General features: G+C 73.7%; 25 protein-coding genes and 1 riboswitch. Of the genes, 15 read left to right on the top strand and 10 right to left on the bottom strand.

The features are described from left to right. Positions 1 to 188 precede the first annotated feature (188 nt). The 3 genes from ACFXOZ_RS06505 (at position 189) to ACFXOZ_RS06495 (ending at position 3129) form a co-directional block, all read left to right on the top strand. A complete protein-coding gene (locus tag ACFXOZ_RS06505; RefSeq protein ID WP_380521431.1) occupies positions 189 to 1136 on the top strand; it encodes an RluA family pseudouridine synthase in 948 nt (315 codons plus the stop codon). A 164-nt stretch (positions 1137 to 1300) separates the two neighbouring features. Beyond that, complete coding sequence (locus tag ACFXOZ_RS06500) at positions 1301 to 2065, top strand: SDR family NAD(P)-dependent oxidoreductase (protein WP_380587919.1); 765 nt, start codon at positions 1301 to 1303, stop codon at positions 2063 to 2065. Beyond that, positions 2062 to 3129 carry an S-adenosylmethionine:tRNA ribosyltransferase-isomerase gene (locus ACFXOZ_RS06495; RefSeq protein WP_380587916.1) on the top strand — a complete coding sequence of 356 codons (1068 nt, stop codon included), beginning with the start codon at positions 2062 to 2064 and terminating at the stop codon, positions 3127 to 3129. The genes ACFXOZ_RS06500 and ACFXOZ_RS06495 overlap by 4 nt, the downstream gene beginning before the upstream one ends. Before the next feature lie 43 nt (positions 3130 to 3172). Here ACFXOZ_RS06495 and ACFXOZ_RS06490 read toward each other — a convergent pair whose 3' ends face one another. The 3 genes from ACFXOZ_RS06490 to ACFXOZ_RS06480 all read right to left on the bottom strand — a co-directional run bounded on the left by ACFXOZ_RS06490 (position 3173) and on the right by ACFXOZ_RS06480 (position 10090). After that, a complete protein-coding gene (locus ACFXOZ_RS06490; protein ID WP_380521425.1) occupies positions 3173 to 3577 on the bottom strand; it encodes a nuclear transport factor 2 family protein in 405 nt (134 codons plus the stop codon). 119 nt (positions 3578 to 3696) lie between these two features. Continuing rightward, on the bottom strand, positions 3697 to 7380 hold the full coding sequence (locus ACFXOZ_RS06485) for a SpoIIE family protein phosphatase (protein ID WP_380587913.1): 3684 nt from the start codon (positions 7378 to 7380) through the stop codon (positions 3697 to 3699). 1240 nt (positions 7381 to 8620) lie between these two features. Beyond that, positions 8621 to 10090 (bottom strand): MFS transporter, encoded by a 1470-nt coding sequence (locus ACFXOZ_RS06480; protein ID WP_380587910.1) that lies wholly within the window; start codon positions 10088 to 10090, stop codon positions 8621 to 8623. 126 nt (positions 10091 to 10216) lie between these two features. Here ACFXOZ_RS06480 and ACFXOZ_RS06475 point away from each other — a divergent pair, with 126 nt between their 5' ends. Further along, complete coding sequence (locus tag ACFXOZ_RS06475) at positions 10217 to 10765, top strand: winged helix-turn-helix transcriptional regulator (protein WP_380587907.1); 549 nt, start codon at positions 10217 to 10219, stop codon at positions 10763 to 10765. 84 nt (positions 10766 to 10849) lie between these two features. On the opposite strand, the gene ACFXOZ_RS06470 is transcribed toward ACFXOZ_RS06475, so the two are convergent. From ACFXOZ_RS06470 to ACFXOZ_RS06450, 5 genes are all read right to left on the bottom strand, one after another. Further along, on the bottom strand, positions 10850 to 12052 hold the full coding sequence (locus ACFXOZ_RS06470) for an alpha/beta hydrolase family protein (RefSeq protein ID WP_380587904.1): 1203 nt from the start codon (positions 12050 to 12052) through the stop codon (positions 10850 to 10852). Positions 12053 to 12222: 170 nt separating this feature from the next. Then, the gene (locus tag ACFXOZ_RS06465; RefSeq protein ID WP_380521414.1) at positions 12223 to 13053 is read right to left on the bottom strand and encodes a hypothetical protein; all 831 of its coding nucleotides are present in this window, start codon (positions 13051 to 13053) and stop codon (positions 12223 to 12225) included. 306 nt (positions 13054 to 13359) lie between these two features. After that, complete coding sequence (locus ACFXOZ_RS06460) at positions 13360 to 14430, bottom strand: serine hydrolase domain-containing protein (RefSeq protein WP_380587901.1); 1071 nt, start codon at positions 14428 to 14430, stop codon at positions 13360 to 13362. A gap of 78 nt (positions 14431 to 14508) precedes the next feature. Continuing rightward, on the bottom strand, positions 14509 to 15417 hold the full coding sequence (locus tag ACFXOZ_RS06455; protein ID WP_380587898.1) for a glycoside hydrolase family 19 protein: 909 nt from the start codon (positions 15415 to 15417) through the stop codon (positions 14509 to 14511). A gap of 256 nt (positions 15418 to 15673) precedes the next feature. Then, positions 15674 to 16090: an HIT family protein gene (locus tag ACFXOZ_RS06450; protein ID WP_380521409.1), complete on the bottom strand. Its 417-nt coding sequence runs from the start codon at positions 16088 to 16090 to the stop codon at positions 15674 to 15676. A 177-nt stretch (positions 16091 to 16267) separates the two neighbouring features. On the opposite strand from ACFXOZ_RS06450, the gene ACFXOZ_RS06445 reads away from it, so the two are divergent. Beyond that, entirely contained in the window at positions 16268 to 16456 is a 189-nt protein-coding gene (locus ACFXOZ_RS06445; RefSeq protein WP_375883894.1) for a YegP family protein, read from the top strand. Positions 16457 to 16586: 130 nt separating this feature from the next. On the opposite strand, the gene ACFXOZ_RS06440 is transcribed toward ACFXOZ_RS06445, so the two are convergent. Continuing rightward, entirely contained in the window at positions 16587 to 17282 is a 696-nt protein-coding gene (locus tag ACFXOZ_RS06440; protein ID WP_380521405.1) for an MSMEG_1061 family FMN-dependent PPOX-type flavoprotein, read from the bottom strand. A gap of 144 nt (positions 17283 to 17426) precedes the next feature. Between ACFXOZ_RS06440 and ACFXOZ_RS06435 the strand changes: the two genes are divergently transcribed. Next, a complete protein-coding gene (locus tag ACFXOZ_RS06435) occupies positions 17427 to 17741 on the top strand; it encodes an antibiotic biosynthesis monooxygenase family protein (RefSeq protein WP_375883900.1) in 315 nt (104 codons plus the stop codon). A gap of 70 nt (positions 17742 to 17811) precedes the next feature. On the opposite strand, the gene ACFXOZ_RS06430 is transcribed toward ACFXOZ_RS06435, so the two are convergent. Then, positions 17812 to 18057, bottom strand: a complete 246-nt coding sequence (locus ACFXOZ_RS06430) for an SCO4226 family nickel-binding protein (RefSeq protein WP_375883903.1) — start codon at positions 18055 to 18057, stop codon at positions 17812 to 17814. 281 nt (positions 18058 to 18338) lie between these two features. After that, positions 18339 to 18466, top strand: a riboswitch (FMN riboswitch). A gap of 219 nt (positions 18467 to 18685) precedes the next feature. On the opposite strand from ACFXOZ_RS06430, the gene ACFXOZ_RS06425 reads away from it, so the two are divergent. The 9 genes from ACFXOZ_RS06425 to ACFXOZ_RS06385 all read left to right on the top strand — a co-directional run bounded on the left by ACFXOZ_RS06425 (position 18686) and on the right by ACFXOZ_RS06385 (position 26460). Continuing rightward, positions 18686 to 19444 carry a riboflavin synthase gene (locus tag ACFXOZ_RS06425; RefSeq protein ID WP_380587894.1) on the top strand — a complete coding sequence of 253 codons (759 nt, stop codon included), beginning with the start codon at positions 18686 to 18688 and terminating at the stop codon, positions 19442 to 19444. Continuing rightward, positions 19441 to 20088, top strand: a complete 648-nt coding sequence (locus ACFXOZ_RS06420; protein WP_375883906.1) for a nicotinamide riboside transporter PnuC — start codon at positions 19441 to 19443, stop codon at positions 20086 to 20088. Before ACFXOZ_RS06425 ends, ACFXOZ_RS06420 begins: the two co-directional genes overlap by 4 nt. Next, positions 20085 to 21392: a bifunctional 3,4-dihydroxy-2-butanone-4-phosphate synthase/GTP cyclohydrolase II gene (locus ACFXOZ_RS06415; RefSeq protein WP_380521397.1), complete on the top strand. Its 1308-nt coding sequence runs from the start codon at positions 20085 to 20087 to the stop codon at positions 21390 to 21392. The genes ACFXOZ_RS06420 and ACFXOZ_RS06415 overlap by 4 nt, the downstream gene beginning before the upstream one ends. A 39-nt stretch (positions 21393 to 21431) precedes the next feature. Then, positions 21432 to 21905 carry a 6,7-dimethyl-8-ribityllumazine synthase gene (gene ribH, locus ACFXOZ_RS06410; protein ID WP_375883911.1) on the top strand — a complete coding sequence of 158 codons (474 nt, stop codon included), beginning with the start codon at positions 21432 to 21434 and terminating at the stop codon, positions 21903 to 21905. 102 nt (positions 21906 to 22007) lie between these two features. Further along, positions 22008 to 22280, top strand: coding sequence for a phosphoribosyl-ATP diphosphatase (locus ACFXOZ_RS06405; protein WP_363567577.1), 273 nt, complete (start codon positions 22008 to 22010; stop codon positions 22278 to 22280). 50 nt (positions 22281 to 22330) lie between these two features. Beyond that, complete coding sequence (gene hisG / locus ACFXOZ_RS06400) at positions 22331 to 23179, top strand: ATP phosphoribosyltransferase (protein WP_375883914.1); 849 nt, start codon at positions 22331 to 22333, stop codon at positions 23177 to 23179. Positions 23180 to 23336: 157 nt separating this feature from the next. Further along, positions 23337 to 23777 carry a PH domain-containing protein gene (locus tag ACFXOZ_RS06395; RefSeq protein WP_380521394.1) on the top strand — a complete coding sequence of 147 codons (441 nt, stop codon included), beginning with the start codon at positions 23337 to 23339 and terminating at the stop codon, positions 23775 to 23777. A 296-nt stretch (positions 23778 to 24073) separates the two neighbouring features. Continuing rightward, entirely contained in the window at positions 24074 to 25417 is a 1344-nt protein-coding gene (locus ACFXOZ_RS06390; RefSeq protein WP_375883919.1) for a hemolysin family protein, read from the top strand. Beyond that, positions 25414 to 26460, top strand: a complete 1047-nt coding sequence (locus ACFXOZ_RS06385; RefSeq protein WP_375883921.1) for a hemolysin family protein — start codon at positions 25414 to 25416, stop codon at positions 26458 to 26460. The genes ACFXOZ_RS06390 and ACFXOZ_RS06385 overlap by 4 nt, the downstream gene beginning before the upstream one ends. Positions 26461 to 26484: the final 24 nt, after the last annotated feature.

Genomic DNA, 26484 nt, shown 5'->3' with positions numbered 1-26484 from the left:
GTCCGCCGGAATCCAGGAGACAGGCCCGAGGGCCTTCGAACCACTTTCCCCGCCCTGCCCCGGGTCAGCACCTCGGCGCGGGGGCGCACCGGCGGCGTGCCGGTGCTCGGACCCTCGCGGCACCTCACGGCCGGGGCGGCCGGGGCGCGCACTGGGCCCTGTCCGGCAGGGCCTAGGCTGGCCGGGAGATGAGACGCAAGAACCGCCGCCCGGCCTCCCCCCTCCCGCAGCGCCTCGGCGTGGACCCGGTGCACCTGCGGCTGCCCCTGGAGGGCGACTGGCCGACCGTCCGGGAGCACCTGGTCGAGCGGCTGCCCGCGGTGGCGGCGGCGCGGATCGACGCGGCGCTGCGCGCGGGCGAGATCGTCGGCGAGCAGGGCCCGATCGCCCCCGACGAACCGTTTCGTCCCGGCGCGCACCTGTGGTTCTACCGGGACCTCCCGGCGGAGGTGCCCGTCCCCTTCGAGCTGGTGGTGCTGCACCGCGACGAGCACCTGGTGGTGGTCGACAAGCCGCACTTCCTGGCCACCACCCCGCGCGGCCGGCACGTCATCGAGACGGCGCTCTGCCGGTTGCGGCACGCCCTCGACCTGCCCGCGCTCAGCCCCGCCCACCGGATCGACCGGCTCACCGCGGGCCTGGCCATGTTCGTGGTCCGCCCCGAGGACCGCGGCGCCTACCAGACGCTCTTCCGCGACCGGCAGGTGCGCAAGGAGTACCGGGCGATCGCGCCGTACGACCCGGACCTGGCACTGCCGCGCACGGTGCGCAGCCACATCGTCAAGGAGCGCGGGGTGATCGCCGCCCGGGAGCTCGACGCGCCGCCGAACAGCGAGAGCCGGATCGAGCTGCTGGAGCGCCGCGACGGCCTCGCCTGCTACGGGCTGCAGCCGCTCAGCGGGCGCACCCACCAGCTGCGGCTGCACATGAGCGGCCTCGGAGTGCCGATCCTCGGTGACCCGGTGTACCCGGTGGTGCTGCCCGAACCGGCCCCGAACGACTTCCGCCGACCACTGCAACTGCTGGCCTCGACGGTCGAGTTCACCGACCCGCTGACCGGTCGGGAGCGCCGCTTCGAGAGCCGCCGCACGCTCGCCGCCTGGGACGACCCGTCCGGCTGGGCGGCCGGGGGCTGACCTCCCGCTGCGGGGGCGCAGGCCGCCCGGGCCGATCTCCCGCCGGGGGGAGTGGGCCCCCGGGTCCCGGTCCTAGGTCCGGCCGGCGGTCTAGGACGAACGGAGGGCCCGGCCCCGGTTCCAGGGCCGATCCGCCGCCCGCCCGGTGGCGCGATGGTTGGGCCATGAACGCAGCGCAGCACACCGATTCCGCTCCCGTCGCCCTGGTCACCGGTGCCTCCCGCGGCCTCGGGCTGGCCCTCGCCCGCGCCCTCGCCGCCGAGGGCTGGCGGCTGGTGGTCACCGCCCGGGGCGCGACCGCACTCGCCGGGGCCGCGGCCGAACTGTCCGCCCTGACCGAGGTCGTCGCCCTGCCGGGTTCGATCGTCGACGACGACCACCGGGCCCACCTCGCCGCGGCCGCCGACCGCCTCGGCGGCGCGAGCCTCCTGATCAACAACGCCGGTTCGCTCAACGGCGCCACCGCGCCCGGCGCCGAACCGCTGCCCCGGATGGCCGACTTCCCGCTGCCGGACCTGCTGGAACTCTTCGAGGTCAACGCGCTTGCCCCGCTCGCCCTCACCCAGCTCGTCCTGCCGCAACTGCGCACCCACGCCGGGGCCGTGCTGAACATCAGCTCGGACGCCGCCGTGGAGCCCTACCTCGGTTGGGGCGGCTACGGTGCCAGCAAGGCGGCGCTCGACCAGGCCACCGCCGTACTCGCCCGGGAGGAGCCGGAGTTGCGGGTCTGGGCGGTCGACCCGGGCAGCATGCGCACCGCGATGCTGCAGGAGGCCAGTCCCGGTGAGGACATCTCCGGCGAGCCGCTGCCCGAACAGGTCGCCCCGCTGCTGCTCGGCCTGCTGCACCACCGCACGCCGTCCGGCCGCTACCGCGCCGAGGACCTGGCCGCCCGCCCCGCGCCTGCCCCCGGTCGGAGCGGGCGATGACCACCCTGGCCGCGCTGGGCCTCGATGTGACCGTCCCGCCCGAACTCTCCGCCCGCGAACCGGCGGAGGCCCGCGGCACGGCCCGGGACGGCGTGCGGATGCTGGTCGGCCGGCGCGACACCGGCGCCGTCGAGCACCACCGCTTCACCGAGCTGCCCGAGGTGCTGCGCCCGGGGGACCTCCTGGTGGTGAACAACTCGGCCACCGTCCCGGCCGCCCTCCCCGGCCGACTGCCCGACGGCACCCCGGTCGCGCTGCACCTGTCCTCCGCCCAGCCCGACCGACGGGGCTCCTACCTGGTCGAGTTGCGTCGGTCCGTGCCGGGCGCGGCCGCGGCCTACTACCCGCCGGAGGAGTCCCCGGCCCGTCCCGGCCTGCGCGTCGCCCTGCCGGCGGGCGGCGGGGCCGTCCTGGCGCAGCCCTTCACCGCCCGCCTCTGGTACGCCGAACTGTCCCTGCCCGCGCCCCTGTTGTCGTACCTGGACCGGCACGGCCGGGCGATCCGGTACGGCTACGTGGACCGCGACTGGCCGATCGAGGCCTACCGGACGGTCTTCGCGACCGTCCCCGGCAGCAGCGAAATGCCCAGTGCCGCCCGCCCGTTCACGCCGGACTCGGTGGCGCGGCTGGCCGGTCGGGGCGTGCTGGTCGCTCCGGTCACCCTGCACACCGGGGTGGCCTCGCCGGAGGCGCACGAGGCCCCGTACGCGGAGCGATTCCACGTCCCGGCGGCCACCGCCCGGCTGGTCGGTCACGTCCGGGCCGAGGGCGGCCGGGTGATCGCCGTCGGCACCACCGTGGTCCGCGCCCTGGAGTCGGCGGTCGCGCCGGACGGCACGCTCCAGGAGGCGGACGGCTGGACGGAGTTGGTGATCACCCCGGAACGCGGCGTCCGCGCGGTGGACGGCCTGCTCACCGGCTGGCACGAGCCGCGCGCCTCGCACCTGCTGATGCTGGCCGCCGTCGCGGGCCGTCCACTGCTGGCGGCCTGCTACCGCGCGGCCGTGCAACAGCGCTACCTGTGGCACGAGTTCGGGGACGTCAACCTGCTGCTGCCGGACTGAGCCGGTGCCGCGGCCGACTGTCGGTCGCCCGGCCGGCAGGGGCTCAGGCCAGCAGGGTCCGCGCCACGTGGTGGGTGTCCAGGTACTCGCGGACGGCGGTGATCAGCCCGTTCTCGACGGTGAACACGCCCAGGCAGTGGTTCTCGTAGCGGGCACCGTTGGCGGCCGTCCCGACGGCGGTCCACTCGGCCACCGCCTGCGGGCCGTCGGCGAGGACGCCGGTGAGGGTGAGGCTCGGCAGGCCGTCGGAGGCGAAGAGGGTGCCGACCTGGCCGAGGAAGTCGCCGAAGATCTCCTGCTTGCCTCGCCAGGTACGGGAGAGCGCCAGGTCGCCCGGGTAGGTCCAGGTGGCGTCCTCGGCGAACAGGGCGACGGCGGCGTCGAGTTCGCCTGCGGCCAGCCGGGTGACGTACTCGGTGACGACGGTGCGGGCATCGCTCTGCGGCATGGTGGGCTCCTGTGGCTCGTCGTTCCGTCCGGTCGGGCTGCCGGCCGTGGCACCAGCAAAGCCCGGCGGCCGCCCCGGGGGCCAACAACGCCCGCCCCGGGCCGACAACCCGTGGTTGTTCACGCAGGCGGCGGGTAGTCCGGCGGCAGTTCCAGCTCGAACCAGACCACCTTGCCGTCCGCGGTCCGGCGGCTGCCCCAGCGGTGCGCCAGCTCGTTGACCAGGTGGATGCCGCGGCCGCCCTCGTCCTCGCTGCGGGCGCGCCGGATCCGGGGCGTCTCGCTCTCCCGGTCCGCGACCTCGACGGTGAGCACCCGGTTGCAGAACAGCCTTAGCTGGACGGGCGATCCGGCGTGCACCAGGGCGTTGGTGATCAGCTCGCTGGTGAGCAGCTCGGCCCAGTCGGTGAGCGAGGCCAGGCCCCAGGCGGTGAGCGTCTCGCGGGTGAAGCGCCGGGAGTGGGCGACCATCGCGTGGTCGCCGGTGAGCGGCAGGACGGCGATCCGGTCGGCGCCGGCCGGGCGGACCTGCGCCATGATGACGGCGATGTCGTCCTCCTGGGTGCGCCCGGTGAGCCGGGTCAGGACGGCGTCGCAGGTCTGCTCCAGCGAGCGGCGCCGGTCGGCGACCGTGCGGCAGAGCAACTCCAGCCCCTCGTCCAGGTCGTGGCCCCGGCGCTCGACCAGTCCGTCGGTGTAGAGGGTCAGGATGGCCTGCTCGGGGAGGGTGAACTCGACGCTCTCGAACGGGACTCCACCCACGCCCAGCGGAGCGCCGGGCGGCAGTTCGACCAGGTGGGCGTTGCCCTCGGTGTCGGCGACGACGGGCGGCAGGTGGCCGGCGCAGGCGGCGGTGCAGCTGCGGTCCGCCGGGTCGTAGACCACGCAGACGCAGGTCGCGAACTGTCCCTCGCCGAGCGCCGAGGTGGCCTCGTCCAGTCGGTGCAGGACTCGTACCGGGTTGAGCTCCAGGGTGATCAACGTCCTTGCCACCGTCCGTAGTTGGCCCATGGTGGCGGCGGCCCGGATGCCGTGGCCCATCACGTCGCCGACGATCAGGGCGACCCGGCCGGAGGACAGCGGCACCACGTCGAACCAGTCGCCGCCGACCTCGCTCACCACGCTGCTCGGCAGGTATCGGTAGGCCAGCTCCAGGCCGAGGGTGCGGTGGATCTCCTGCGGCAGCAGGCTGCGCTGGAGGGTCAGAGCGGTGTCCCGCTCCCGGCGGTAGAGCCGGGCGTTGTCGATCGCCAGTGCGGTGCGGGCGACCAGCTCCTCGGCCAGCGAACGGTCCGCCGGTCCGAACGGCGCCGGATTGTGGGTGCGGACGAACTCCGCGCCGCCGAGCACCAGTCCGCGCGCCACCAGCGGCACCATCAGGTAGGAGTGCACCCCGGCGGCCAGCCCCGGCTCCACCCGGTCGGGGGAGGCGACGATCCGCCGCAGTTCCTGCTCCGTCACCTCGGAGACCAGGATCGAGCGCCGGGTCCGCAGGCTCTGCGCGTACACCTCGGCCGACTGCGAGGTCTCGCCGACCTGGTCCGCGGCCGCCGTCATGCTGCCGTCCGGCGCCGACTCGCCGACCGCCACCGCCCGCATCAGCACCGGCCCGTCCCTCGGCACCGGCCCGGGCTCCTCGCCGCCGAGCACGGCGTCGCGCAGGTCCACCGTCACGAAGTCGGCGAAGCGCGGGATCACCACCTCCACCAACTCCCGTGCGGTGCGGTGCAGATCGAGCGTGGTGCCGATCCGGTTGCTGGCCTCGTTCAACAGGCCCAGCCGCTGCTGGGCGGCCCAGGCCTCGTCCAGCGCCCGCTGCCGGGCCGCGGCCGCGTCCCGCTCCCGGGTGAACAGCAGCGCATTGTCGATCGACACCGCCGCGCGTACGGCCAACTCCCCGGCCAGCGCCAGGTCCTCGTCCTCGTACGGGCGCTCCACCAGCGTCCGGTAGAAGCCCGCGACACCGACCGGATTGCCGCGCGCGATCAGCGGGACGACCATGAACGAGCGCACGTTCTGCTCCCGCACCGCGGCCGTGCGCACCGGATCGTCGGCGAACCAGGCCAGCCCCTCCTCGTCCATCCGCGGCACCAGCACCGGCCTGCGGTGCGCCAGGCTCCACGCGTACGGCGAACCGGGCTGGAACCGGTGCACCCCGCCCAGTCGGGCGATCGGCGCCAGGGTGGAACCGCGCACCGAGTGGAACGCCATCCGCCGCAGCAGCGCCGAACCGTCCGCCGGGGCGCGCGGCTCGCGCTCGCCCCGCACCAGCTCCTCCAGCACCTCCACCACCACCGTGTCCGCCAGCCGGGGCGTCGCCACCTCGGCCAACTCGTGGGCGGTGCGGTCGAGATCGAGCGTGGTCCCGATCCGGGCGGAGGCCGTGTTCACCAGCGCCAGCCGCTCCTGCGCGGCCTTCGCCTCGCGCAACGCCTGCTGCCGGGCCAGCACCGTCTGGTGCTGGCGCAGGTACAGCCGGGCGTTGTCGATCGCGACGGCCGCGCGCGAGGCCAATTCGTCGCCGAGCGTGATGTCCGCCTCCGCGAAGGACTCCCGCTCGCCGCGCCGCGAGTAGACCACCATGCCGAGCGTCGTGCCCCGCGCCACCAGCGGGGTGATCCGCACCGAGCGCGGCCGGTCGCCCAGGAACGCCCGGCGACGGCTCTCGCTGAGCGCGTCGGCCAGCGGCGACAGCTCCCAGGACGGCACCACCACCGTCCGCCCGGTGATCAGCGCCCGGGCGTACGGGGAGTCCGCGGTCAGCTCGTACACCGAGTCCACCGGCAGCGCGTCGGCCGGGTACAGCGGATCCGTGGTGGCCAGCGCCAGCCGGCGCACCAGCTGGGCCGCGTCCGGGGCGGGCGGCTCGACGTTGCGCCCGGCGATCAGCGCCTCCAGCGCGAACACCCCGCTGATGTCGGCGACCCGGGGCACCATCGCGTCCGCCAGCTCCCGGGCCGTCTGCCGCAGGTCCAGCGTGGTGCCGATCGAGGCGGTCGCGTCGACCAGCAGCGACAGCCGCTCCTGCGCCCTCGCCGCCCGGGCATCGGCCCGGTAGCGCTCGGTGACGTCGATGATGGTCGCGCTCACCCCGAGCACCCGCCCGCTCCGGTCCGCCAGCCGGAAGTACGAGGCGGACCAGGCCCGGTCCCGCTGCGGATCCCCCGGCGTACGGCCCTGGGTACGGAAGTCCACCACCGGGCGGCCGGTCGACAGCACCTGCCGCATCACCGCCTCGGCCTCGTCCCCGTTGATCCCGGGCAGCACCTCGGTGAGCCGGCGGCCCAGGTGCTCGGGCACGGCCAGGCCGTTCGCCACCGCCAGGGCCTCGTTCAGCCGCACGTAGCGCAGACCGGTGTCGAACACCGCCATGCCGACCGGGGACTGGGTGAAGAAACCGTCCAGCACGGCCAGGTCCGCCTGGATCCGGCGCAGCGTCGTCACCTCCGACGCCACCGCCAGCACCAGCGGCTCCCCGCCGGGCCCCCGGACCGGATGGGTCCGGAACTCCAGGTTCACCAGGTGCCCGTCCCGGTGCCGCACCGGGAACACCCCGGACCACTCGCGGCCCGCCAGGATCTCCCGGAACAGCTCCAGCACCTCCGGCCGGTGCTCGTCCGAGGTCAGCAGCCGGGCGGCCTTCGCCCCCACGGCCTCGTCCGCACGGTAACCGAGCAGTGCCTCCGCGTCGCCGCTCCAGTGCAGGATCCGCCCGTCGGCCTCGATCAGCGCCGTGGCGATCGGCACCATCAGCAGGGCGCCGTGCTGCGGCTCCCCCCGGCGTTGCGCGTCATCGTCCACCATGGCCAGAGAACCGCCCGGAGATCGTTCCCACCAGCCCTGCCATCCTCGCACGCAGCCCCCGCGCCCCGCCCCTCGTGGCCGCCGCCGCCCCGTGCGAGCAGGCTGTACCCGATCCGGCACCGGGCGTCACCCGCGACCCTGGCTCCCCGCTCACCCGCGGCAACGCTCCGGCAGCCGAACGAAGTTGGGCAGACGTCTGTCGGACGCCGGGGAACCCCTGCGATCCTCGGAGCGAGCCCGCTCACCCGCGCGCCCCGACCACCTGGAGGAGCCCCCATGCCCGACTTCGGCGGAGGATTCACCGACCCCGACGAGCCCACCGACGACCAGCCCGAAGACCTCTCCGACGAGCCCCCCACCGAGGAAGCCCCCACCCCCAACGACTGACCCCCCATGGCAGGCCCCGACCCCGCACAGGAAGTCAGCCGGTTCGACTTCCTGCGCGGCCTGCGTTCCGGCCGGGCTGCTGTAGTCGCCGTGGGCAGGAGTTGCCCGGCGCCTGTCCGGTGGGTGTGCGTGGAAAATCGGTGGGTTCGACTTCCTGTGTCGGCCGCGGGACCAGATGGCCTTTGCGGCCGAGGGCGGTCGGCTGGTTCGCGTCGGGGCGTCGGCGCGTACGGAAAGTCGGCCGGATCGACTTCCTGTGTTGGTTGTGGCGGGGCCAAGCGGCCTTCCCGTTCCAGGTGGCTGGTTGGTCTGCGTAGGAAGTCGGCGGGTTCGACTTTCTGCGCGGCCTGCGTTCCGGTCGGGCTGCTGTAGTCGCCGTGGGCAGGAGTTGCCCGGCGCCTGTCCGGTGGGTGTGCGTGGAAAATCGGTGGGTTCGACTTCCTGTGTCGGCCGCGGGACCAGATGGCCTTTGCGGCCGAGGGCGGTCGGCTGGTTCGCGTCGGGGCGTCGGCGCGCATGGAAAGTCGGCCGGGTCGACTTTCCATGGGCCTTGGCCCTGGCGGAGTGTGCATTCGGCGGCTGTGTCCGGGAGGTCGGCGGTTTCGACTTCTTGGGCCGGTTGTAGCGGGGCCAAGCTGCCTTACCTACTCCAGGTGGCTAGGTGGTGTGAGTGGGAAGTTGACGGGGCCAGGTGGTTCTTGCAGCCGAGGGCGATTGGCTGGCTCGTGTTGGGGCGTCGGCGCGCATGGAAAGTCGGCCGGGTCGAGTTCTTGTGTTGGTTGTGGCGGGGCAAGGCGGCCGGGTGGGCTGTGTGGGAAGTCGGCGGGGTCGACTTTCTGTGGGCCACGCCCGGTCATGGGGTCTGGGCTCCGGCCTGGGTGCGGCGTTCGGCGTGGCGGGCGGCGAGGGCGAGGGTTGCGCCGAGGAGGCAGAGGGTGGCGGCGAGCAGGACCGCGCGGTCGGTGCCGGTGGCGAGGGCCTGGGCGGCGGCCTCGGGGCCGGGGGTGTGGGGGTGGGCGGAGGAGGCGACGGCGACCGTCGCGGCGACGCCGAGGGCGGAGCCGAGGTAGCGGGAGGTGTTGTTGGCGCCCGAGCCCATGGCCGCGCGGTGGGCGGGGACGCTGCTGACCGCCAGCCGGGCGAGGGCCGCGTTGAGGACGCCGCTGCCGAGACCGGCCACGGCCAGGCCGGGGGCCAGCCGGAGCCAGGAGGAGTCGGGCCCGAGGCCGTACAGTCCTGCCTCGCCGAGCCCGCAGACGAGCAGACCGAGGGCGACCTGGGTGGTGGCCGACAGGTGGGCGGCCAGGCGGCGGGCCTGGAGGGCGGCGACCACGGACAGGCCGGACCACAGGGCGAGTACGCCGCCCGCGGCCAGGCCGGAGAGGCCGAGCACGCCCTGGAGCAGGGTGGGCAGGTAGCTCATGAAGCCGACCAGGGAGAGCCCGGTGAACAGGGCGCCGCCGGTTGCGGCGAGGAAGCCGGGGCTGCGGAACAGGGCCGGGTCGAGCATCGGCTCGCGGACCTTCGTCTCGACCACCGCGAAGGCGGCGAGCAGCAGCACCCCGCCGACCAGCAGTGCCACCACCGGGGCCCGCCCCCAGCCGCCGCGGCCCTCCGCGAGCCCGGCGATGAGCAGGGTGGTTCCGGTGGCGAGGGTGAGCACGCCGTACGGGTCCAGGGCGCGGGGCCGTTCGGCCCGGGACTCGGTGAGGAGGACGGCGGCGCAGGCGGCGACGACGGCCGAGACGACGGCGAGTCCGCCGCCGACCGCCCGCCAGCCCGCCCATTGCTGGACGAGCGCGCCGTAGACCGGTCCGACCGCGATGCCGAGGCCGACGGCCGCGCCCCAGACGCCGAGCGCCCGGATCCGTTGCGGCCCGGCCGGGTGGGCATGGCTGATCAGGCCGAGTGCGGGCGCGAGGACGGCGGCGGAGGCGGCGCCGAGCAGGATCCGGGCGGCCAGGTAGACGGTGCCGTCGGGGGCGAGTGCGGCCAGGGCCTCGGCGGCGGCGAACAGCAGGACGCCGGAGGTGAAGACCCGTTTGCGGCCGTGGTCGTCGGCGGCGCTGCCGGCCGTGAGCAGGAGGGCCGAGATGCCGACGAGGGTGCCGGTGAGGATCCAGGTGCGGCCGGTGGCGCCGAGGTGGGCGGCCTGGGCGGTGGCCGCGAGCGAGGCGGTGGGGGCGGTGTACGCGACGGTGACCAGGGCGGTGGCGGCCGCCGTGACGGCCAGGGTGGCACCGGGCCGGACCGGCCGGACGGGCCAGCGGGGCCGGACGAGCGGGCCGGGCAGTGTGGAAGGGGCAGGCGGTGCGGGGGACATGGGTGTTCCCTCCGGAGGGCGGCCAATGGGTCTGGGTCTGGTGAATGAACCTTCGTCTTGAGTGGGACGCTACCACCGAAAGTCTGTTCATTGAACCCACATCGGCCGTGGACTACGCTGGCCCGCATGGCGCTGGGAACGGACTACGAACTGCAGGACTGCGCACTGGCCCGCGCCCTGGAGGTGGTCGGCGAGCGCTGGAGCCTGTTGATCGTCCGCGACGCGTTCTACGGCGTGCAGCGCTTCAACGACTTCCTCGTCCACCTGGGCATCCCGCGAGCCGTCCTCACCGCGCGACTCAACGCCCTGGTCGCGGCGGGGGTGCTGCGCAAGGAGCCGTACCAGCAGGCGCCGCTGCGCCACGGCTACCTGCTCACCGAGACCGGCCTCGAACTCTGGGGCCCGCTCTACCAGTTGAGCCGCTGGGGCGGCCGGCACGCGACCCCGGGCGGCCCGCACCACCTGTTCGCGCACCGCGCCTGCGGCACCGACCTCGACCTCATCGGCGCCTGCCCCGGCTGCGGCGGCGGGCCCGTCCCCCCGGCCGAGGTCACCATGCGCCCCAACCCGGCCCAGGCCGACGGTCACCGCGAGGACGCGGTCTCCCGCGCCCTGGTCCGCCCGCACCCGCTGCTCGAACCGATCGCCTCGGCAGCCGCCGCCTCCGCCGCGTAGCGGAGCCCCCCGGGCCCCCGGGCGGTGGGCACAGAGCCGAAGGGGCCGCCGGCAGCGTGCCGACGGCCCCTCGGGTGCGCCCGGTCAGGAGTGGAAGCGGACCTCCGGGTCGGCGGCGGTCGGTCCGTCGAGCAGCGGCTGGTCGATGCCCTTCAACTGGAGGTCGAAGAACGCCCCGACGTACCGGCGGGTGAGCTCGACGGCGCGCTGCCCCGTGACGGTGGTCCCCGGAGGCTGGGGCGCGCCGAGCGCCTTGAGGAAGAGCGGGTAGTCGGTGAAGCTGCCGTGGTCGGTGCCGTCGACGGTCAGCCACCGCTTCCAGCCGTCGAGCCGGGGCCAGCTGTCGGTCCAGCTGGTGTCCTCGGCACCGTCGGGCAGCGGGTGGCCGATCATCAGGTAGGGCTTGCCGCCGATTCCGGACTCGGGCACCTCGTAGTCCATGCTGCCGTCCAGATCCACCCCCGCCCGGATCCGGTCGTCGGTCACCAGCGCCGGGACGCTGGCCGCGCCACCGGCGGAGTGCCCGGCCATGCCGATCCGGTCGCGGTCGATCATGCGGGCGTAGCGCCAGGCCGGGTGGGGGCGGGCGGTCAGCTGGTCGATGACGAAGGAGGCGTCCTTCGCCCGGCTCTCGTCCAGGCCCTTCCAGGCCTCGGGGGTGGTGAGCCGGCCGCACTCCACGCAGGGCAGCGTCTGCCCGTCCGGGAAGGTGGTGCCGGTGTTCTCGTAGGTGTGGTCGACCAGGGCCACCACGTAGCCGCGGCTGCCCAGGTCCTCGGCGAGGCTGCTGAGCGAGGCGCGCGGCATGGTGAAGCCGGGGGAGAGGACCACCAGCGGGTAGTGGCCGCCCTGGGGGCGGGCGTCCGTCCTGGACCAGGTCCGGGTGTCGGCCACCGCCTCGGCCGGGACGGTGTTGCCCGGGAGCTTGGCGTCCAGCAGCAGCCGGGCGGCCGCGGCGGTCATGTACGGGGCCGGGCTGCCCGTCCCGGCGTGGGCGGGGTAGTACATCGTGACCATCAGTTGGCGCGGCCCGGCGGAGGGCACCCATGGGTCCGGGCGGTTCTCGTCGACCAGGTGCAGGACCTCCTGCCCGACCGCGAACGGCCCGGTCGGGCGCGGGAGTTCGAGGTGGACGGCGCTCGCCGTGCCGGCGGTGCCAGCAGTGGCGGCGACCGGCGCGGCGGGTGCGGCCAGGGCCGGTGCCGCCGCTGCGACGGACAGGGGCACCGCGAGCAGCAGGGCCGCGACCGCGGCGGTGGTGCGAAGTCGGCTCGTGTGTCGGCTCATACGAGCGACGGTAGGTCGCGGGCAGGCGAACTGACGTCCACTCAGCGATGTACTGATCCCTTGCGGGACGGACCCCCGGTAGCCCCTAGGGGATGATCGGTCGGGCCCGCACGAGCCCGCCGGATCCGCCCGGTGCCGGTCTGCGCCAGCCGACCGCCTCCAGGGTAGACCTAGGCGTCCGCCAAGGTGACCCGGGCCCCGGCCCGGACGGCCTCCAGGAAGTCCGCCGCCGCACGGGCGTTGGGCACCGGGAGGGTGAGCGGCAGGCCCGCCGACCGTGTCCGGAGTTCCAGCTCGCCGAGGCCTGACGCCCGGGCCGAGTGCACCTCCGCCCACCGGTACGCCTCCGCCGCGACCAGGGGGTGCGGAGGTCGGTGCACCAGCCCGCCGGCCGTCACCGTCAGCCGCCCCCGGGCGAACCGGACGCTCCCCTCGCTGCGCAGCGCCTCGTGCAGTGCGGCCCGGAGGTGCGGGGACAGGAACTCGTCCGCCTCCCGCGCCAAGCCCTCCAGCCCGTGCAGGTGGGCCAGCACCAGGGGCTCGGCCGCGCCGACGGGCCATATTCGGATCCGCTCGGGCTCCCGCCGCCGCCCGCCGGGGAAGCCGGGGAACCTGGCGGAGGCGGGGGAGTGCTCGACGGCTTCGATGCCCGCCCACGGCAGCAGCCGCTCGCCGGCGCCCGCCCCGACCAGTGCCAGCCCGCCCTCATGGACCCGTACGGCGCGTAGCCCGGGCGCGGACCGTAGGGCGCCGTACCCGTTCGCGGCCAGCACCGCCGCGGCCGCCACCACGGGGGCCGGCCACCACTCGCCGAACGCCAGGCAGACCACCAGTGCCAGGACCGCCGCCACGGTGTCCAGCCATGTCCGCGCCCGCCACGGGACCGGCCGGAACGCCCGGTGCACCTGCACCACCGGCCCGAGCGGACCGGCCGACCTGCGACGGCCCTGTCCGTTCTCCACGAACGGCCACGCCCACCCGGGCGACCACAGCATCGCCACTTCGCCCTCCTCGCCCTCGACGGTCTCCCCAACCGGAACTACGACTCCCGGATGTCGGACCACCAGGATCGATCGCCCACCACCCTCCGGAACAGTGCCAATCGACACCCTTTGGCCCGAAACAGCCGGAGCGTGTCCGGCAGCAGGGGGTGCCGTTCGGCAGGGGCGACCGAAGCGCCGGTCGGCGGGGGAGGCGAGGTGCAGGAGGCGGCAGGAGGCGGTCGCGGCAGCGGGGGAGGCCCCGCCCGTCAGCGCCCGCCCGTGCCGAGCCCGCCCGTCAGCGCCCGCCCGTGCCGAGCCCGCCCGTCAGCGCCCGCCCGTGCCGAGCCCGCCCGTGCCGAGCCCCACCTGCAGCCGCCGCAGCAGCGCCGTGCCCGCCTCGTCCACCGACCGCCGGGAGTTGGCCAGCACCACCACCCCCACCTGCCGCTCCGGGTCGAACGCGAGGAAGGAGGCGGATCCACCCGTCCCCCCGTTGTGCCACAATTGCAGGTGCCTGCCCTGCTGGGCGTGCAGCCGGTGGCCGAGCCAGCCGAGGTGCGTCCAGGCGAAGGGGTTGACCCGGTGCCTGGTCTCCCGGGTGAGCAGCATCGCCGGCGCCAGCGGTGCGTCCGGCTCGCCCTCGGCCGCCAACTGCGCCCGCAGGAACGCCGCGAGGTCGGCCGCCGTCGAGCGGAGCCCGCCCATGCCGGGGAGCGCCGCGAACTCCCAGGACGGCACCGGGCGCCCGGTCGGCGCGTGGCCGGACGCCAGCCGGGCGGACTGGTCGGCGTCCGGCCGCAGGCAGGTGTCCGTCAGCCCCAGCGGTGCGCAGACCTCGCGGTCCACCAGCTCCCCGTACGTGGTGCCGGCCCGGTGGGCGAGGGCCAGCCCGAGCAGCCCGGCGCCGAGGTTGGAGTAGCGGAAGTTGCGCCCGGGGGCGGAACGCAACCGGGTCCGCCCGAGCCCGGAGAGTATTCGCTCGGCGGTGCAATGGGCGTACGGGTCCGCCCGGTCGGGCCGCAGCAGCGCGCGCAGCAGCACGCCCCGGGGCAGCCGGGGGAGTCCTGAGGTGTGGGTGGCGAGGTGCCGGAGCGTGATCGCCTCCCCGCCCCGGGACGGGACGGCCGTAGAGCGGGGCAGCACCTCCGCGAGCGGCTCGTCGAGGCGCACCGTGCCGTCGAGCGCCAGCCGCGCGAGCGCGAGCGCGGTGAACACCTTGGTGACGGAGCCGACGTCGAACAACGTCCGGGCCCCGGGCACTTCGCCCCCCGGACCCGTCCGCCCGGCACCGCGGATCTCCACGGCGCCACCGGCCACCCCGGCGACCACCACACCGACGCACCGCCCCGTCACCCGGTCGGAGGTCTGCTGCACGAGGCGCGCGAGTTCGTTCATGCCCCGACCTTAGGGCCCGGCTTCGAGCTCCCGCCCTCCGGGCGGACGACGGGAGTTCGAGGACGGACCCTGGGCCCGTCAGCAGCTCAGGTTGCCCCCGGGCACGGTGCCGAGGATCTGGACGAAGCTCTGGTACAGGCTGATCCGGTGCTGCATCTGCGCGGTGTTGTTGCCGTTGCACTCCAGCGCGCCGTTGATGCTGCGGATCGTCTCGCCGAAGCCCTTCCCGTTGACCATCGCGTCGTGCGCGGTCATGGTGCCGGGACCGTTCTGGGTGTTCCAGTACCAGAGGCCGGTCTTCCAGGCCACCGCCGGGTCGGTCTGCATCAGGTCCGGGTTGTGCAGCAGGTCGATGCCGAGAGCGTCGCCCGCCGCCTTGTAGTTGAAGTTCCAGCTGAGCTGGATCGGTCCGCGCCCGTAGTACGCGGACTGCCCGGCCGGGCACCCGTACGGCTGCGAAGTGTCGCAGTAGTGCGGGTAGTTGGAGGTGTCCTGCTCGACCACGTAGACCAGCCCGCCGGTCTCGTGGCTGACGTTGGCGAGGAAGGCCGCGGCCTCCTGGTTCCGTACGGTGTCGCTGCCGGTGGCCGCGAAGCCGGGGTAGGCGCTGGTGGCGTCGAGCAGGCCCTGGTAGGTGTAGAAGGGGTTCCGGTTCGGGAACATCCGGTCGAACTGGGCCTGGCTGACCGGGAATCCGCCCGGGTTCGGGGTCGGTGTGGGGGTCGGGCCGGGGTCGGTGGGGCCGCCGCAGGGGCCCTGGTCGGACCAGACCCCGGAGCCCCCGGTGCTCGGCGGTTCGTTCTGGGTCCACCACTTGGCGGTCCAGTTGTGGCTGTTGTACGAGACGGCGGCGCCGCCGGTGTACACGGCGGTCGCGCTCCACGCGGTGCCGCAGGCGGCGGCGCTGGCGGAGGCCGGGAGGAGCACCGCGAGCGCGAGCGCCGTGACCACGGCGGACAGCAGCGCGAGCAGGCGTTTGACTGACACGTCATCACCCCTTGTGCGGTGGGGGCCGCACGTCGTCGGGACCGGGACCTGGTGGGGCAGGGGAGCCGTGGCCCGTGCGGGGGCGCGTCGTGGGGGACGGCCGACCGGGGTGCGGGCCGGTACGGGGCCGACACCGACTCAAGCGGAGTGGTCTATACCTGTCAAGAGGTCCGGCCGAAGTGCCCGACAGAAGAGCCCGGTCGAAATGCCCGGTCGAACGCCGAAAACCCCCGCCGCCCCTACCCCCCCGCCGCCCCTACCCCTCCTCCAGCGCCGCCCGCAGCCGCGCCGCCACCTCCGCCGCCCCCGCCTCGTCCGGGTACTTCCCCCGCGGCCAGAAGAACCCGCGCAGCCCGTCCTTGGGATTGCGCGGCACCACGTGGACGTGCAGGTGCGGCACCGACTGGCTGATCCGGTTGTTCGCCGCCACGAAGCTGCCCGCCGCGCCCAGCCCCCGCTCCACCGCCGCCGCCACCCGCTGCACCCGCAGGAAGAACGGCCCGACCTCCTCGGGGGGCAGGTCCGCCAGGGTCCGGTGGTGGGCGCGCGGCACGACCAGCACGTGACCGGGGAACAGCGGCCGGCGGTCCAGGAAGGCCACCGCCGCCGCGTCGTCCAGCACCCGGTGCGCCGGTTCCTCGCCCGCCACCACCGCACAGAACACGCAGTCCATCCGTCCATTCAAACCACCGGCGGCCTCCCCGGCACCCCCGCAAACCCGGGTCGGCCCGGCGTCACCCGTCCGGCGGCCGACCGGGTGCGCCCGTGCCCGCACCGGGCGCACGGTACTGCGAGGGGGAGGGGGACGGATCGACGCGGCGCACCCGTGCCGCACGAGGAGGTGGCCCGGATGTCGGGCAAGTTCGAGGTCTACGAGGACACCGGCGGCAAGTACCGGTTCCGGCTCAAGGCGGGCAACGGCGAGATCGTCGCGACCGGCCAGGGCTACGTCAGCAAGGACGCCGCCCACAAGGGCGTCGAGGCCGTCCAACGGGCCGCCGACGGCGCGGCGGTGGTCGACGTCCCGAAGGCCGCCTGACCCGGGCCGGGGCGAGCGAGGGCCCCGCGGCCGGTCCACCCGGACCGGTGGCGGGGCCCACCGGCGCCCGCGCCCACTCGTACCGGCGCCCACTCGTACCCGCGCCGCGCCACTCGTACCGGCGCCGCGCCTACTCGTACCGGTACAGGAGCGCCTCCCGCTCCGTCTGCTCGATCATGTCGATGGTCAGCGAGTCGTCCCTCAGGTGCGACAGCGTGACCTCCGCCGACGTCGGCTGGGCGTCCTTCGCCAGCCAGTTCTCCGGCTTCCAGGCCGAGCCCCGCATGAGCGACTTCGGGCAGTGCGCGTACACCTCCTCCACGGCCACCACGATCGCGCTGCGCGGGGGCTTGCCGACGGCCGTCAGCTGCCGCAGCAGCTCCGGGTCGGTGGAGATGCAGGCCCGCCCGTTGACCCGCAGCGTGGTGTCCCGCCCCGGGACGACGAAGAGCAGTCCGACCCGGCCGTTCTCCAGGATGTTGTGCAGGGTGTCCAGGCGTTTGTTGCCGGTGGCGTCCGGAATGGCCAGGGTGTGCTCGTCGAGCACCGAGACGACCCCGGCCGGGCCGCCGCGCGGGGAGACGTCGCAGCGGCCGGCCGCGTCGGAGCTGGCCACGAACACCAGCGAGGCGCAGGCGATGAGGCGCTGGGCGACCTCGTGGAGGTGGTCCACCTGCTTGCGGCGCGCGTGGTCGCCGGGCTGCTCGTAGACCTCACGCAGCTGGGCCGGCTCGGTGAGGGCACGCGCGCTGAGGGCGGCGAACAGGCTGTTCGGCGCGTCCGGAGCGGGGGTTGACGGTGCGGGAGCTTCCGGTGTGAGGGTCATACCGGGAATCTAACGGAGGGCTCTTCCCGCGCCCCGTCTCCCGGCTTCCTCAACTCTCCGTGAAAGAGTCGCTCCATCCCTCCCCACCAGCGGTTTTCCGCTGATAATGGGGCCAGGGACTCCAGCCAGCCGGAGGTGGTGGCCGTGATCATCAGAATTTGGGCCGGGCAGGTCACGGCCGATCGCATCGAGGAGTTCTGCGCGCACCTGGTCGGCCAGGTGATCCCGCAGTTGGGGCGGACGGACGGGTGCCTCGGCGGTGAGCTGTTGCGCTCGGTGACCGAGGACGGGCACCGGGTGCTCGTGGTCAGCCGCTGGCGCGACGAGGAGGCCCTGCGGGGGTACGCCGGGCCGATGTGGCGGATCCGGCCGGTCTGGTCGGAGGGCGAGTTGCACTACCTCGTGCACCCCCCGGAGGTCACCCACTTCACGCCGATCGCCGCACCCGCCACGCTCTGAGCCCGGCCGGGGCCGAAGGCCCCGGAACGCTCACACCGAGACGGTCATACCGGACGGTCATACCGGACGGTCACACCGAGAACGGCACCGAGTGGATCTCGGCCGCCGGGTGCCCGGTCCGTTCGTGGACCCGCTGCACCGCCTCCCTGGACGGCGCCTCGGACAGGCAGTACACCGTGCCGGACTCGGGGTCCGCCCAGGCCTGCTCGAAGTGCACGCCTTCCTCGCCCTCGACCGCCAGGTCGGCCGTGTGGGCCGCCCTGAGCTGCTCCGGCGTGATCCCGACCATCCCGTGGTGGACGTCCATGAACTTCATCGTGCTCGCCTCCGTACCTTGCGAACTCCGCGAACCCCGCGAACTTTCAGAACCTTCCGAACGCTGCGAGTCCTGCGAACCGCGCGGATCCCGCGAACTCCGCAGACCCCGCCGGCCTTCCGGCCCCACCACCAGGGTCACCCTGCGCGCACGGCGGCGCCACCGGCGCCGTACCGGACCCACCGCGCATTCCCCGCGGGGCCGTGAAACAGGCCACAGCGGAACCCTCTCCCTCGGCTCGCGCCCCGCGTGGCACAATGACGTCATCAGCAGTGACGTTCAGCGCACTCCGGGGTCGGTGAAAATCCGAACCGGCGGTTACAGTCCGCGACCCGTCCGCAGCCAGCGGCCGGTTGACCAGGTGAAATTCCTGGACCGACGGTTAAAGTCCGGATGGGAGGCGTGCGCGGGCGGACGAAGAGCAGTACCCGTGGTCCATCACGAACCGGACCGGACCACGGTCAGGTGAACGGCGGGAGAGGTGTCTCCCGGGTCGGGTGAGCGATCTCCCGGCGGTTCCGGCATCCCGGCGACGGGTCGTGTCGGCAGCCCCGTGCACCGGTGCCCGTCCGTTTGTCATCTCCCTCTGCCGCCCCGGAGTCCGCGCCCCAAGCGCGAGGAGACCCGGGTGTTCACCGGCATCATCGAAGAGCTCGGCGAGGTCGTGTCGATCGAGGAGATCGGCGACTCCTCGCGAATCCGCCTCCGTGGCCCGGTGGTTCGTGTCGGTGCGCGTCACGGCGACTCCATCGCGGTCAACGGCGTCTGTCTGACCGTGGTCGACAGTGCTGAGGAACTGGCCGCCGAGGTCGGCGAGTTCAGCGCCGACGTGATGGCCGAGACGCTGCACCGTTCCAGCCTGGGCGAGTTGAAGCCCGGCTCCCCGGTCAACCTGGAGCGCGCGATGGCGCTCGGCGCCAGGCTCGGCGGGCACCTGGTCCAGGGCCATGTCGACGCCACCGGGCGGCTGTTGAGCCGCGAGCCCGGCGAGCGCGACGCGGCCGGCAACCTGCGCTGGGAGGTGCTGCGCTTCTCGCTGCCGGAGTCCATCTCCCGCTATCTGGTGGAGAAGGGCTCGATCACGGTCGACGGCGTCAGCCTCACCGTGGTGGAGGCGGCCCGCGACAGCTTCACCGTCAGCCTCATCCCGGCCACCCTCGCACTGACCACGCTCGGCGCCAAGACCCTCGGGGAGAGCGTCAACCTCGAGGTGGACGTGCTCGCCAAGTACGTGGAGCGGCTGCTCGAATCGCGCACCCTCCCGAACCTTCCGCACACCGCACCGGCCGCACGGGCCACGCACGCCGCGGACACCACAGACACCACAGACACCGCGGACACCGCACACATCACGCAGATCACGCACAGCACGGGGGACAAGGAATGAGCTGGCTCAGCGGAGAGGCGTTCACCGTCCTCGGTGAACACGTGAAGTGGGCCGACATGATCGGCAACCTGTTCGGCTTCGGCGGCCTGGCGCTCGGCTGGCGCCGTTCGGTGTGGAGCTGGCCGGTCCAACTCCTGTCCGGCGTCGTGCTGATCGCCGCCTACCTCGGGGGCCACGTCCCCGGTCTGATCGGCAAGCAGCTGATCGTCATCGTCACCGCCGCCTGGGGTTGGGCGCAGTGGCGGCGCGGGCGCCGTGACACCGGCACCATCTCGGTGCGGTTCGCCAGTTGGCCCGAGCGGGCCGCCCTGGTGGCCGGCACCGCGGTCGGCACGGTCGCCCTGGCGCTGCTGTTCACGGCCTACCCCGAACTGTCCTGGAGCCCCTGGTCGGACGCCTACATCTTCGTCGGCACGCTCGCCGCGATGGTGGCCCAGGCACGCGGCTGGCTGGAGTTCTGGTTCGCCTGGATCGCGGTCGACGCGGTCGGCGTCCCGTTCGCCTTCAACAGCGGTTACACCTTCTCGGGCCTCACCTACTCCGTCTACTTCGTCCTGGTGCTGCTCGGCCTGCGGTCCTGGTGGCTGAGCACCCGTGAGCCGCGAGCCACCTCCGCCAACGTCCCGCAGGGAGTCACGGCATGACCGAGAACCAGATCCGGCCCGGCGACGAGCCCGGCACCCGACCCGGCATCGACGGCGGCAGCGGCGCCGAGGAGTTCGTCCTCGACCCGGTCGAGCGGGCGATCGCCGACATCGCGGCCGGCCGCGCGGTGATCGTGGTCGACGACGAGGACCGCGAGAACGAGGGCGACTTCATCTTCGCCGCCTCCGCCGCGACCCCCGAGCTGATGGCCTTCACCATCCGCTACAGCTCCGGCGTGATCTGCACCCCGATGACCGGTGAGGAGCTGGACCGCCTCAAGCTCCCGCCGATGACCCAGGTCAACGAGGACCGCAAGGGCACCGCCTACACCGTCTCGGTGGACGCCCGCGAGGGCGTGGACACCGGCATCTCCGCCGCCGACCGCGCCCGCACCGTCCGCCTGCTGGCCTCGCCCGGCACCGAGCCGGGGGACCTGACCCGCCCGGGCCACGTCTTCCCGCTGCGCGCCGTCGACGGCGGCGTGCTGGTCCGCCCCGGGCACACCGAGGCCACCGTCGACCTGGCCCGGCTCGCCGGGCTGCCGCCGGCCGGCGTGTGCGTCGAGGTGGTCAACGACGACGGCACCATGGCCCGGCTGCCCGAGCTGGTCGCCTTCGCCCGCGAGCACGGCCTGGCGATCATCTCCATCGAGGACCTGATCGCCTACCGCCGCCGCACCGAGCTGCACGTCGACCGGGCCGCGACCACCGCCCTGCCCACCGTGCACGGCGAGTTCACCGCGGTCGGCTACCGGGGCACCCTCGACGGCGTCGAGCACATCGCGCTGGTGGCCGGCGGCCTCGGCGAGGACGGCCGACTGCCGGACGGTGAGGACGTGCTGGTGCGGGTGCACTCCGAGTGCCTGACCGGCGACGTCCTCGGCTCGCTGCGCTGCGACTGCGGTCCGCAGCTGGAGGCCTCGCTCCGGCGGGTCGCCGAGTCCGGCCGCGGCGTGGTGCTCTACCTGCGCGGCCACGAGGGCCGGGGGATCGGCCTGGCCCACAAGCTGCGCGCGTACGAGCTGCAGGAGCAGGGGCGCGACACCGTCGACGCCAACCTGGACCTGGGGCTGCCCGCGGACGCCCGCGACTACAGCATCGCGGCGCAGATGCTGGTGGACCTCGGGGTCCGCTCGCTCACCCTGATGACCAACAACCCGCGGAAGCAGACCGCGCTCACCGACCACGGGCTCAAGGTCAAGGGGCGCGAGGCGGTCGAGATCGCGCCCGGTGAGCACAACCTTCGCTACCTGCGTACCAAGCGCGACCGGATGGGCCACGACCTGCCCGGGCTCGGCTCCTGAACCACTGAACCACCCACCGACCACAGGAAGTAGGAAGACATGAGCGGCCACGGAGCCCCCGAGCTGACCATCGACGGCGCCGCCGACCTCAAGGTCGCGGTCATCGCCGCCCAGTGGCACGACAAGGTGATGAACGGCCTGCTGGACGGCGCCCACCGGGCGCTCAAGGAGCTGGGCGTCGCCGAGCCGACCGTGCTGCGCGTCCCGGGCACCTTCGAGCTGCCGGTCGCGGCCAAGCGCCTCGCCGACCGCGGCTACGACGCCGTGATCGCCCTCGGCGTGGTGATCCGCGGCGGCACCCCGCACTTCGACTACGTCTGCCAGGCGGCCACCGTCGGCCTGACCCAGGTCAGCGTGGACACCGGCGTCCCGGTCGGCTTCGGCGTGCTGACCTGCGACAACGAGGAGCAGGCGCTGGACCGGGCCGGTCTGCCGGGCTCCGCCGAGGACAAGGGCCACGAGGCCGTCACCGCCGCCGTCGCCACCGCCGTCGCCCTGCGCGACGCCCGCTGACGGCAGGCCGTCCGGTCCCGGAGCGTGGACGTCCACAGGACTGTCCACGCTCCGGGACCGTTTACCGTCCGCCACCCCGCACGCCGTATGGTGAGTCCCATCATGGCTTCGAAGACATTCGAGGAGCTCTTCTCCGAGCTCCAGCAGAAGGCCGCCACCGGCGACCCCTCGTCCTCCCGTACCGCGCAGCTCGTCCAGCAGGGCGTCCATGCGATCGGCAAGAAGGTCGTCGAGGAGGCCGCCGAGGTCTGGATGGCCGCCGAGTTCCAGTCGGACGAGCAGACGGCGGAGGAGATCTCGCAACTCCTCTACCACCTTCAGGTGATGATGATCGCCCGCGGGCTGACGCTCGACGACGTGTACAAGTACCTCTGAACCGCTCCCGACAGCACCCCTCCACCGAACAGGTAAGGAACCGACTTCCCATGCTGCGCATCGCCGTCCCCAACAAGGGTTCGCTCTCGGGTCCCGCGGCGGAGATGCTCCATGAGGCCGGCTACCGCCAGCGGAAGGACCCGAAGGAGCTCGTCCTCGTCGACCCGGCCAACGAGGTCGAGTTCTTCTTCCTCCGCCCGCGCGACATCGCCGTGTACGTCGGCTCCGGCCGCCTCGACGTCGGCATCACCGGCCGCGACCTGCTGCTGGACTCGCACTCCAACGCGGAGGAGGTGCTCGCCCTCGGCTTCGCCGGGTCGACCTTCCGCTTCGCCCGCCCCGAGGGCGTGGACGTCAAGGACGTGCAGGGCCTGGAGGGGCTGCGGATCGCGACCTCCTACACCGGCCTGGTCGAGCAGCACCTGGCGGACCACGGCGTGACGGCGACGGTCACCAAGCTGGACGGCGCGGTCGAGACCGCCGTGCAGCTGGGCGTCGCCGACGTGATCGCCGACGTGGTGGAGACCGGGACCAGCCTGCGCAACGCCGGCCTGGAGGTCTTCGGCGAGCCGATCCTGATCTCGGACTCCGTGGTGATCCGCCCCAAGGGCGCGGGCGAGGACGCCCGGGTGGAGCAGTTCCTGCGCCGTCTCCAGGGCGTGCTGGTGGCCCGCCGCTACGTGCTGATGGACTACGACATCCGGGCCGAGAAGGTCGGCGCCGCCGTGGCGCTCACCCCCGGTCTGGAGTCGCCGACCGTCTCCCCGCTGCACACCGAGGGCTGGGTGGCCGTCCGGTCGATGGTGCTCCGCAAGGAGGCCCAGCAGATCATGGACGACCTGTGGGGCATCGGCGCCCGGGCGATCCTGGTCACCAACATCCACGCCTGCCGCCTCTGACCTGCTTGCACGCCAGAGAGTAAAGAACGGTTCAATAGGGGCGGGGACGCCGGTCGGCGTCCCCGCCCCTTCGCCGTCCCGCCGTCCCACCGCCACGGCCGTCATGACTGCCACGACCGCCACGACCGCCACGATCCAGAGCCACCGGAGACCCCACGTGTCCACGCCGCCCGTCGAGTTCCCCGTCACCTGGGCGCCCCGGCGCACCCGCGCGGTGCTGCTGCCGGTCTGCGCCGTGCTCGTGGCCCTGTTCGTGGTGCTGGCCGTGCTGCTCCCGGCGAACTGGCAGCTCAACGACCGGATCATGATGGTCGCCAGCGGCGTGCTGTTCGCCGCCGTCGGCCTGATGCTGGCCCGCCCCCGGGTGAGCGCGGACGCCGAGGGCGTGACGGTGGTCAACTTCGTCCGCAGCCGTCGGCTGGCCTGGCCGGAGATCGTCCGGGTCAACTTCCGCCAGGGCGACCCGTGGGCCACCCTCGACCTCGCCGACGGCACCTCGCTGGCCGCGGTCGGCATCCAGTCCGGCGTCGGCAAGGACCGGGCGATCGCGGACGCCCGTGCGCTGCGCGACCTGGTCGAGCACCACGCCCGGGCCTGACCCCGGACGCCCGCACCCCCGGACCCCGCGACGCCCGCACCCCCGGATCCCGCGACGCCCGCACCCCCGGATTCCGGACCCCCGAACCCTGGCCCGGGGCCCCGGCGGGTCCGAACACGCTTCCTACCGTCGCGCCGATATGGTCTACGCTGGTAAAAGTGGGGCAAAACTTCAATCCTGCCCCCGGCACGACCTGTACCGCACCGACCAGAGGAGTGACACTCCCCCTCGATGGACGATCCGTCCGGTAGTACCTGCGCCGCCTCGCTTCCGACCCCCGGAAGGCAGGCGGCACTGTGATCACCGCCTGGCTGCTGTTGCTCGCGGCCCTGCTCCTGATCCTCGCCAACGGCCTCTTCGTGGCCGCCGAGTTCGCCTTCGTGACCGCCGACCGCGGCGCGGTGGAACGTTCCGCCGAAGCCGGCGACGTCAAGTCCCGCCGGGTCTCCCGGGCCCTGCGGCACCTGTCCTTCGAACTCTCCGGCGCCCAGCTGGGCATCACCGTCACCTCGCTGGTGGTCGGCATGCTCGCCGAGCCGGCGCTGTCGACCCTGCTCTCGCCCGTGATGTCGGGCATCGGGGTGCCGGACTCGGCCGCCCGCGGTGTCGCCGTGGTGGTCGGCATGGTGCTGGCCACCGTCGTGCAGATGGTGATCGGCGAGCTGGTCCCCAAGAACTGGGCGATCTCCCGCCCGCTCCAGGTGGCCCGCGCGGTCGCCGCCCCGCACATGGCCTTCTCCTTCGCCTGCCGCCCGCTGATCAGCTTCCTGAACGGCGCCGCGGACCGCACCGTCCGGGCCTTCGGCATCGAGCCGCAGGAGGAGCTGGAGCACGCCCGCACCCCGGCCGAGCTGGTCTCGCTGGCCCGGCACTCGGCCAAGGCCGGCGCCATAGACGAGGAGTCGGCGACCCTGTTCGTCCGCACCCTCGGCCTCGGCGAGCTCACCGCCGAGTCCGTGATGACCCCGCGGATCGACGTCGCCGCCCTCCAGCGCGACGCCACCGCCTCCGACGTCATCAACCTGACCCGGGCCACCGGCCTGTCCCGCTTCCCCGTCTACACCGACACCGTGGACGAGATCACCGGCATCGTGACGCTCAAGGACGCCCTCGCCGTCCCGGCCGCCCGCCGCGGCCTGGTCCGGGTCGCCGAGCTGGCCTCGCCGCCGCTGCTGGTGCCCGAGACCCTGCCCGCCGAGCGGCTGCTGGACCAGCTGCGCCGCCTCCAGCCGATGGCCATCGTGGTCGACGAGTACGGCGGCACCGCCGGGGTCGTCACCGTCGAGGACATCGTCGAGGAGATCGTCGGCGAGGTGCAGGACGAGCACGACCCGGAGGACCACCCCGACCTGCTCCAGCTGCCGGCCGTCGACGGCCTGCCCGTCTGGGAGGCGGACGGCCGCGCCCGGCTCGACCAGCTGGAGGCGATCGGCCTGAACGCCCCGGACGGCCCGTACGAGACCCTGGCGGGCCTGGTCTCCGACCTGCTCGGCAAGCTCCCCGAGGTGGGTGAGCAGGCCGAACTGCCCGGCTGGCGGTTCACCGTGACCGGTGTCGACCGGCACCGCACCAGCCAGGTCCGGGTGGAGCGCACCAGCGCGCCCGGCCGGTTCGGCGAGAACGGGGAGGGCGTCCGATGACCGTGCTCCAACTCGCCGTCGCCGTCGTGCTCCTGCTCGGCAACGCGTTCTTCGTCGGCGCGGAGTTCGCCGTCGTCTCGGTGCGCCGCAGCCAGATCGAGCCGCTCGCCGAGGCCGGGCACAAGCGCGCCCGGACGGTGCTGCACGCGCTGTCCAACGTCTCCGCGATGCTGGCCGCCGCCCAACTCGGCATCACCGTCTGCTCGCTGGGTCTCGGTGCGCTCGCCGAACCGACCATCGCCTCCCTGCTGGAGGGCCCGTTCCACGCGATCGGCGTCCCGTCCGGCCTGATGCACCCGCTCTCGTACGGGATCTCGCTGGCCCTCGTGGTCTTCCTGCACATGGTGATCGGCGAGATGGTGCCGAAGAACATGGCGATGGCCGGCCCGGAGCGGGCCGCGCTGCTGCTCGGCCCGCCGCTGGACCGGCTGGCCCGCTGGCTCGCCCCGGTGATCCGGGCGCTCAACGCCTGCGCCAACGGCGTGCTGCGGCTGTTCCGGGTGGAGGCCAAGGACGAGGTCGAGTCGGTGTTCACCACCGAGCAGCTGATGTACCTGCTGGTCGACTCCCGGGACGCCGGCCTGCTCGACGAGGACCGCCAGGAACGCCTGGAGGACGCCCTGGAGCTGGGCCGCCGCCCGGTCACCGACGTCCTGCTGCGGCCCGAGCAGCTGGTCACCGTGGACCCGAAGGCGACCGCCGCCGAGGTCGAGGAGCTCGCCCTGCGCACCGGCTTCTCGCGCTTCCCGGTCACCGACGGGGACCCGGCCGGCCACGGCTACCTGGGCTACCTCCACCTCAAGGACATCCTCGACGTGGACGACCCGTCGGCGCCCGTCCCGGCCCGGCTGTGGCGGCCGATCACGGTGCTGCGCGGCAGCCTCCCGCTGGACGACGCCCTCGGCGCGATGCGCCGGGCCACCTGCCACCTGGCCGCCGTGCTGGACCAGGACGGCCGCACGGTCGGCGTGGTGATGCTGGAGGACGTCCTGGAGGAGCTGGTCGGCGAGATGCACGACCCGGACCACCGGACGACCGCCTAGCCACGGGAAGCACCCGAAGGCCCC

Origin of the sequence: Kitasatospora sp. NPDC059160 (assembly GCF_042755465.1) — a bacterium.
In the GTDB taxonomy this organism is placed as follows: domain Bacteria; phylum Actinomycetota; class Actinomycetes; order Streptomycetales; family Streptomycetaceae; genus Kitasatospora.
Note: the sequence above shows the minus strand (reverse complement) of the source record. Positions and strands in the feature narration are given on the sequence as shown.

Bases quoted from the DNA above. Each gene is read 5' to 3' on its own strand.
- ACFXOZ_RS06505 (WP_380521431.1), top strand. From the start codon at position 189: ATGAGACGCAAGAACCGCCGCCCGGCCTCCCCCCTCCCGCAGCGCCTC.
- ACFXOZ_RS06500 (WP_380587919.1), top strand. From the start codon at position 1,301: ATGAACGCAGCGCAGCACACCGATTCCGCTCCCGTCGCCCTGGTCACC.
- ACFXOZ_RS06495 (WP_380587916.1), top strand. From the start codon at position 2,062: ATGACCACCCTGGCCGCGCTGGGCCTCGATGTGACCGTCCCGCCCGAA.
- ACFXOZ_RS06490 (WP_380521425.1), bottom strand. From the start codon at position 3,577: ATGCCGCAGAGCGATGCCCGCACCGTCGTCACCGAGTACGTCACCCGG.
- ACFXOZ_RS06485 (WP_380587913.1), bottom strand. From the start codon at position 7,380: ATGGTGGACGATGACGCGCAACGCCGGGGGGAGCCGCAGCACGGCGCC.
- ACFXOZ_RS06480 (WP_380587910.1), bottom strand. From the start codon at position 10,090: ATGTCCCCCGCACCGCCTGCCCCTTCCACACTGCCCGGCCCGCTCGTC.
- ACFXOZ_RS06475 (WP_380587907.1), top strand. From the start codon at position 10,217: ATGGCGCTGGGAACGGACTACGAACTGCAGGACTGCGCACTGGCCCGC.
- ACFXOZ_RS06470 (WP_380587904.1), bottom strand. From the start codon at position 12,052: ATGAGCCGACACACGAGCCGACTTCGCACCACCGCCGCGGTCGCGGCC.
- ACFXOZ_RS06460 (WP_380587901.1), bottom strand. From the start codon at position 14,430: ATGAACGAACTCGCGCGCCTCGTGCAGCAGACCTCCGACCGGGTGACG.
- ACFXOZ_RS06450 (WP_380521409.1), bottom strand. From the start codon at position 16,090: ATGGACTGCGTGTTCTGTGCGGTGGTGGCGGGCGAGGAACCGGCGCAC.
- ACFXOZ_RS06445 (WP_375883894.1), top strand. From the start codon at position 16,268: ATGTCGGGCAAGTTCGAGGTCTACGAGGACACCGGCGGCAAGTACCGG.
- ACFXOZ_RS06440 (WP_380521405.1), bottom strand. From the start codon at position 17,282: ATGACCCTCACACCGGAAGCTCCCGCACCGTCAACCCCCGCTCCGGAC.
- ACFXOZ_RS06430 (WP_375883903.1), bottom strand. From the start codon at position 18,057: ATGAAGTTCATGGACGTCCACCACGGGATGGTCGGGATCACGCCGGAG.
- ACFXOZ_RS06420 (WP_375883906.1), top strand. From the start codon at position 19,441: ATGAGCTGGCTCAGCGGAGAGGCGTTCACCGTCCTCGGTGAACACGTG.
- ACFXOZ_RS06415 (WP_380521397.1), top strand. From the start codon at position 20,085: ATGACCGAGAACCAGATCCGGCCCGGCGACGAGCCCGGCACCCGACCC.
- ribH (WP_375883911.1), top strand. From the start codon at position 21,432: ATGAGCGGCCACGGAGCCCCCGAGCTGACCATCGACGGCGCCGCCGAC.
- ACFXOZ_RS06405 (WP_363567577.1), top strand. From the start codon at position 22,008: ATGGCTTCGAAGACATTCGAGGAGCTCTTCTCCGAGCTCCAGCAGAAG.
- hisG (WP_375883914.1), top strand. From the start codon at position 22,331: ATGCTGCGCATCGCCGTCCCCAACAAGGGTTCGCTCTCGGGTCCCGCG.
- ACFXOZ_RS06385 (WP_375883921.1), top strand. From the start codon at position 25,414: ATGACCGTGCTCCAACTCGCCGTCGCCGTCGTGCTCCTGCTCGGCAAC.